Genomic DNA, 7,205 nt, shown 5'->3' with positions numbered 1-7,205 from the left:
TAAGGCAACAAAACACGCCGACCCAGCGCTGCCCAATCTAACCATATTGATCCCGGCGCATGTTATGGCAAGGCCTCTGCTGTCAACGCTGTGCAGTGACCCTGTTCTCAATCGCCGTTTTAGTGATGTTACGGTGCAATGGTTGCCACGTGGTGAACTGACGCCACGTATGATCTATCAGCAGGATTTCGATCTGATGTGGGGGCGCGACTATCATCTGGCGGGATTGAGCCCGGACTATCAACGCTACTACGAGACCCTGCTACCCATGCCTCAATACGATGCGCTGTGGTTTGCCCGCGAGCCTATCACGCCGCAATTTCTTGCGACGCATCGTATCGGTCTGCTCAGTGATACCTTCAGCCGCTCTGGCTATCAGCTGCCGGTACAAGTGCTGGAGCAACTGTCTATTGATATTCATGCTGCCAGTGTGAACCGTTATCCGTCACGTCAGGCGATGGTTTCTGCGCTCATGAAGGGGGAGATTGATGTCATTCCGGATACCAATTACAGCCCGCTGTATCAGGGCGATACGTTTTATCAAACGACGATTGCGCAGGGCATATCCGCTGGTGGCTGGTTTGTTTCCCGTTCATTGCGCGACGTTCAAGTGCTGCAAGCGTTGCAGCTTCGTCTCAAACAATTGCTGACAGCTTCCGCCCCATGAACCTTATTTCCTTTTTACGCCGCGCACCGATCGCTCGCGTGTTTGGCTTGACCGTGTGTTATCTGCTGATCTCGCTGTTGGTCAGCGTGATACAGACTCAGGCACGTTTGCAGCAGTTGATTGATGGCCCGGTTGAGGCGGCGCGTAGTCTGGTTTGGCGGGACAGTGCTGAATTGGGCGAGCAGGCTGAAACCCAAGTGCTGTTTGCGCTGCAAAGCCGTGAGACGCTGAACAATCTGCAATGGCACAACCCGTTGCAAGTGCTGGCAACGTGCGGGTTTGAGTCTTCAAACTCGGCAACAAACGGGCTGCGATTCCCGATTACGCTTCAGCTGCCATCGCAGGGTGAGGCACAGCGCCTTTCCATGCAGTGCGATGTGCAGTGGTTGCCATGGGTCAGTATTGCGCTGTTGGCGGCGGGGCTGACTTCTCTGCTGATGCGATGGCGGCCGCAACCACTCAAGCCGAGCGATCAGCGTTTGCTGCATCAGTTGTCTCAGCAGGGAGCTGATGCCAAGGTCTGGAAGCAAGCGCTGCAACATTTTCGCGGTTCGGCGCCGAGCGCTGAACCTGATGGTGATTATTTGCTGGCCGTGATCGCCAGCTACCAATCTTCATACACGATTGAAGATGCGGTTGAACTGCTCAATCAAGCTTCGCAGCCGTTGGCGCTCAAGTTCATCACTCATTCCAGTCAACTTCAGGTTCGCCTGAATGCGTTGGTGATCCCTTTGTCGGTTACGCCGGCCATTTACTGGCTGTGGTACGCGCAGCGCCGCAAGTGTGAGAGCGATAATGGCTGGGTGAGCAACCCGCCAGCGAACCGTCCGGATGTGTTCAGTGCGCAAAGTTTGATTGAGTTGATGGAGCAATTCGGAGGTCATGGGCGCGCCATTAGCGAGCTTAAACAACATGGTTTGCGGGCCAAAACCCTCGATCAGAACCGCAATAAAATTAAAGAGGCGCTGCTGGGTGTGGTTGGGGAGACGCTCACGGAAGCTTGCGGTTTTGAAAATGGCCGAAAAGATCAAAACGCGCAGTCTTGCTACCGTTTAAAGATGTCTCCAAATCGGATTGATATTGCTATCGATGATTTTTAACTGATTGAAATTTAGTGGAAATATTTTAAAGATATCTCTGTATTGAACCACTGAAAAGTTGTAACCGAAGCGTCATGTTTTTTCGCAAAAGTAACGTCCAGACCGCTCGAACACGGAGTTTGAGCGGAAGACAACACAGTGAAAAAACGGATCAATCATGAAGCAATTCTCAAAAGTCTGCCTGACGATGGCAGCGTGTGGCGCCCTGACGCTTTCCAACCCATCTTTTGCGCTCAATATTCTGCTGACGAATGACGACAGTTGGGACACCACCAACATTCAGGTGATGAAAAGCACGCTCGAAGCGGCGGGGCACGATGTGATTATGTCGGCCCCTTGTACCGGACAGAGTGGCAAAGGCGGCGCGATGACGTTCCTCAAACCCGTGTCGGTTGATGAGACCCAGTCGGCGGATCAGGAATATTGTGTCGGTGACACCGATACATCGGTGGCGTTTTCCAGTTTCGCAGAAGGAACGCCAGTGATGGCGGCGATTTACGGTATTGATGTCGCCGCGCAGGCCGTGTGGGGGCAAGATCCGGATCTGGTGATTTCGGGGCCGAATGAAGGTAACAACCTTGGTTATATGAACAACAACTCCGGCACGCTCGGTGCGGCGATGATTTCACTCAGCCGTGGCATTCCGGCCATTGCGGTTAGCGCCAATTCCAATACCGCGTCAGACGCAGAGCAGTCACAACTGGTGGCGAACGTGGTGGTTAAGATTGTCGCGCAGCTGGTGGCCAATCAACCTTCGGGCCAGCCGCTATTGCCTGCTTACACTGGGTTGAACGTCAATACCCCGGAAGAGATGAATAACACGCTGGGTTACAAGTTTACCGATGTGGGCTGGAACGGCGGCGGTGCGCTGCTTAAATTCAGCGATGATCTGTCTACCGATTCCACCGCGCTGTACTACACCATGCAGAGCCTGATTGCGGGTGGCATGACTTCAGAAGAAGCGCAAGCGGCGGCAACGAGTGCGCTATCTGGCAAGCAAGGGCTGACTTTCACCACTGGTGATGCTGGCGACAGCAGTGAAGATTCTGAAGGTGTCGCGGTTAACGAAGGCTACATCACCATCAGCACGATTGATGGCAACGTGCAGGCAGCGCGCGGCAAAGTCGCGTTGGTTGGCCAGCGTTTGATTGGTTTGGAGTAGGGAAGCGGTGATGAAACAGCAACAATGGATGATGGCACTTTGCTGCGCGTTCGCATTGTGGGGGTGTAAACCCACCGACAACACCATACAAGTAGGCGCGTATGAAGGTGTGGTGTGGAGTGACGACACGCTGCCTTTATCAGCGCAGGTTGTGGTGCAGAATTCGGCGACGTTACTGACGCTGTGGGATGAACGTGAGCATCAGACCTCGTATGTGGGCAGCAGTAGTGAAGGTAAGCTGGTATTTTCGGCGGCGGGGTTAAGTTGCGAAATGAGCGCCGCTGCTCTGGCGTGCACCAACAGCAATGGTGAAACCATTTTGTCACCGGTCTCTGCAGAGAGCGTGGATATTGCCAGCTTTGCCGGCTCCTATCAGGCGCGTTATCACGACGCACTGCTGCAAATGAGCATCGATGACAGCGGCGCACTTACCGTCAGTGGCGCAAGTTGTGAAAGCTCTGGCAGTCTGACCGTGACTGCTGACGTCGATGGTTTGGCGGAAATGCAACTGATAGATGATCCATGTGCCGCAGCAGGGAGTGTGAATCTGGTTACTCTGGAGACGGAGAACGAATCTCTGGTCAGCCTGAATATTCAGACCAACAGCGAGACGTTTCCTCAGGTGTGGGTGAAAATCTGATTCCTTGTTTCTTCTTCCAAAGCCGCTGCTCACCAGCGGCTTTGTCTGCTTTTTGCCCCGTCATGGTGACGTTGAGCAATTTCCTCAGCAGGCTCAAACAGTTGCATCAGCTTTTGCTGATTTAGTGTATCCACAACAAAAATAAGGTTGTTAATCAATAACTAAGATAATTGATATTCTTCTCATGAATCACTACACATTGAAGGTGATCAATAGTACCTTGTGCCGTTTCTGACCATCTATTCATCACAAGAAGAACGATCACCTTATGCTTGAGCAGTTTTTTGTTACGGATGTCGACCCATCTAAACTGGTTACCGGAACTTATGACCCGTGGCTGGTGCTGCTTTCGGTGTTTCTCGCCTCAATGGCATCGTTCTTCGCTCTGCGTCTCGCGGCGGCTGCGCGCCATATTGTGATCAGCAAATATCGCCGCATCGCTCTGTTCTCTGGCGCTTTCATCATGGCAGGTGGCATCTGGAGTATGCATTTTGTCGGCATGCTGGCGTTCGCGATGCCGCATTCGATGGATTACGACCCAATGATCACGGCGCTCTCGCTGCTGCCCGCGATTGTCGCCAGCTACATCGTGCTCAAATCTCTGATCGATGAAACGGACTCCTTTCGCCTCACGCTGCGCAATGGACTGATTGTCGGCGCAGGCATCGGTGCGATGCATTACCTCGGTATGGAAGCGATGCGGATGGACATGGCGCTGCGCTATGATCCGTACTGGTTCGCGCTCTCTATTGTGGTGGCGGTGGTTCTGGCTTTTATTGCGCTCTCGGCGCGCCGTTTGCTGCGAAAACGCTTTCCTGCTTTGCGGTCTCTGCACGTGAAGTTGATCAGCGCGGTCATCATGGGCGCGGCCATTTCGGGGATGCATTACACCGGTATGGAAGCGGCGCGCTTTATTGAACAGTTAGAGTGCATTACCCCTGTGGCGGGCATGCATGCTGGTGCTCAGGATAATCAGCAGCTCGCGTTGGCGGTGGCGATCTTCACATTGTTGATTTCCACGCTGGCACTCAACGTCAGCTCACAGCTACGATACCGCCAGCTGTTGTCAGAAAAGACCTCTGGCGAAGCGCGACTACAAGCCATTCTGGATACCGCAACCGACGGTGTAATCACCATCAATGCCAAAGGCGAAATTCAGGGCATCAACGCGGCGGTCAGCCAGATATTTGGCTGGCAGGAGAACGAAGTGCTCGGGCGCAATGTGTCGATGCTGATGCCATCGCACCATCAACAGCAGCACGATGGCTATCTCAAACGCTATCTGGAAACGGGTAAAGCGAGCGTAATCGGTTCACCGCGCGAAGTTTACGCGCGTCATCGCAATGGTGATTTGATTCCGGTACGTCTCGGCGTCGGCCGCGTCAATCTCGATGACGGTGAAACGCTGTTTGTCGGCTTTATCGCGGACATTTCGCAACGCAAAGCGATGGAAGAAAAGCTGCGTGAAAGCGAGGAGCGCCTTAGCTCGCTGATGCAAAACATTCCCGGTGCGTCGTTTCGCCGCCTGCTCGATCATGGCTGGACTCCGATTTACCTCAGTGACGGTGTCGCAGAGCTGTGTGGTTACTCTGCCGATGTGCTGCTTTCCGGTGAAGTATCGTTTTTTGACTGCCTGTTCGAAGAAGATCGCCCTCAGTTGTGCGACAACATTCGTAACTCACTGGATGAACGGGAAACGTACGAAATTGAATACCGGGTCACTCACAAAGAGGGTCATACGGTATGGGTACTGGAAAATGGCATGATTGTGCGCGATGAAAACGGCAACGTTGTGTGGTCAGACGGTGTCATGGTCGATATCTCAAGTCGCAAACAGATGGAAAGCGAGCTCTTGGAAGCGAAGCTGCGCGCCGAAGATGCGGCGGAAAGTAAAGCTTCGTTTCTTGCCAACATGAGCCACGAAATCCGCACACCGATGAACGCCATCATTGGCTTTACCGACATTCTGCTCGATTCCGACATCAGCGGCGACAATCGTCGTCACCTGCAAACCATTTGTCAGTCGTCGCGTTCGCTGCTGCATCTACTCAATGACATTCTCGACAGCGCCAAGCTGGAGAAGAACAAACTCGAAATAGAGCCGATTCCGTTTAAGCTGGCGGCGTGTGTCGACACCGTGATCTCAACCTTGTGGCTGGGGGCAAAAAGCAAACGGGTCGAGCTGGATTTAGTTATGTCGGCCGACTTGCCCGAAGTGGTCGAAGGCGCAGAAGACCGTATTCGTCAGGTGTTGATGAATCTGGTCGGTAACGGCATTAAGTTTACCGAGCACGGCAGCGTCACGTTGGCCGTCGACCCGATGACGGATAAGCCCGACTGGATACGTTTTAGTGTGACCGATACGGGCATTGGGATTGAGCCGGAGCGCCTGAACGCGATTTTCGAACCCTTTACTCAGGCCGATGCGTCAATGAGCCGCCGCTTTGGTGGTACGGGGCTGGGTACGTCGATTTCTAAACAGCTGGTCGAGCTGATGGGTGGCCAGATTTCGGCAACCAGTCAGCCGGGCCGAGGCAGCTGCTTCGTGATTGAATTGCCGCTCCCGACCAGTGAACTGACCGTCGCTACGCCGTCATCTCAGGTGGTGGCGTTGCCGCATCTGCGCGTATTGGTGTGTGATGACATTGAACAGAACATTAACCTGCTGCGTATCTTGCTTGAAAGACAGGGGCACACAGTATTCACCGCTCAGGATGGTCTCGAAGCGGTGCGGCAATATCAGACGGTGCACCCGGATGTGGTGCTGATGGATATTCAGATGCCAAACCTTGATGGTCTTGGCGCCAGCCGTGAGATTCGCCATTGGGAGGCCGAGCAGAATCTGCCTCAGGTCCCGATTGTGGCGCTGACGGCCAGTGTGTTGATTGAAGATCGTTTGCAGGCCAGAGATGCAGGCATGGCAGGCTTTGCCAACAAGCCGGTTGACTTTGCTCAGCTGACCCAGGAAATGGCGCGCGTGTTGAACATCAAGCCGCAAACCAGCAGCTCTAATCCAGCAGTTGAACGTGAACAAACCACAGATTCAGATTATCAAGTCGTTCATCTCGCAAAGGCGATGAAATTGTGGGGTGACGAACGCTTATACGCGCTGGAGTTACAAGCCTGGCTCGACAAACAGGGTGAAGTGGCAAGCACGTTGTCGGCACTGGCTGATGACGGTGCCTGGAGTCAACTCGCCGAGCGCGCGCATGCACTGAAAGGGCTGGCTGGCAATCTGGCATTGATGCCGCTCTTCCACGCTTTTACGCAATTGGAAAAATCCGCCGATGCTCATCTGCCTGCTCACGTGAATCAAGCGCTTGCCGACATTGAACGCTATTGGGCAGAGCTGAAACGCGACAGCGCCAGACTCAATGCCTATTCGCAGGAGAATACACCAATCACAGCCGATGCAGAGATCGATACACCGGCTCTGATCGTACACCTCAACGACTGGTTGCACGCCACTCAGTCAGGGGAGCTGCGCGATGATTTGGCGGCGCTGCTGCTTCAGTCGTCACCGGCCACCATAAAAAAACAGATTGTCGAGGCTCACAACGCCATTGACGAGTTCGATTTCAAAGCGGCTGCGCAGGCAATGCAGCAGGCGTTGAATGCGCTTCAATAAGAGGAAAC

The 7,205-nt window shown here is 53.7% G+C and carries 5 protein-coding genes; all 5 read left to right on the top strand.

What is annotated here, in order from left to right:
* Nucleotides 1-667: hypothetical protein (locus JIG40_RS22920; protein WP_244662705.1), on the top strand; the 667-nt coding region annotated here is incomplete at its 5' end.
* On the top strand, nucleotides 664-1,767 hold the full coding sequence (locus JIG40_RS19840) for a hypothetical protein (protein ID WP_158152029.1): 1,104 nt from the start codon (nucleotides 664-666) through the stop codon (nucleotides 1,765-1,767). The genes JIG40_RS22920 and JIG40_RS19840, both read left to right, overlap by 4 nt.
* 157 nt (nucleotides 1,768-1,924) lie before the next feature.
* Nucleotides 1,925-2,929, top strand: a complete 1,005-nt coding sequence (locus tag JIG40_RS19835; protein ID WP_158152030.1) for a 5'/3'-nucleotidase SurE — start codon at nucleotides 1,925-1,927, stop codon at nucleotides 2,927-2,929.
* 10 nt (nucleotides 2,930-2,939) lie between these two features.
* Nucleotides 2,940-3,569 (top strand): hypothetical protein, encoded by a 630-nt coding sequence (locus tag JIG40_RS19830; RefSeq protein ID WP_199465943.1) that lies wholly within the window; start codon nucleotides 2,940-2,942, stop codon nucleotides 3,567-3,569.
* 268 nt (nucleotides 3,570-3,837) lie between these two features.
* Nucleotides 3,838-7,197 (top strand): PAS domain S-box protein, encoded by a 3,360-nt coding sequence (locus JIG40_RS19825; RefSeq protein WP_199465942.1) that lies wholly within the window; start codon nucleotides 3,838-3,840, stop codon nucleotides 7,195-7,197.
* The last annotated feature ends 8 nt before the right edge of the window (nucleotides 7,198-7,205 follow it).

Source organism: Vibrio sp. bablab_jr001, from assembly GCF_016464285.1.
Classification (GTDB): Bacteria; Pseudomonadota; Gammaproteobacteria; order Enterobacterales; family Vibrionaceae; genus Vibrio; species Vibrio fluvialis.
The sequence above is the reverse complement of the archived record's forward strand: the minus strand, read 5'-3'. Positions and strand labels throughout refer to the sequence as shown.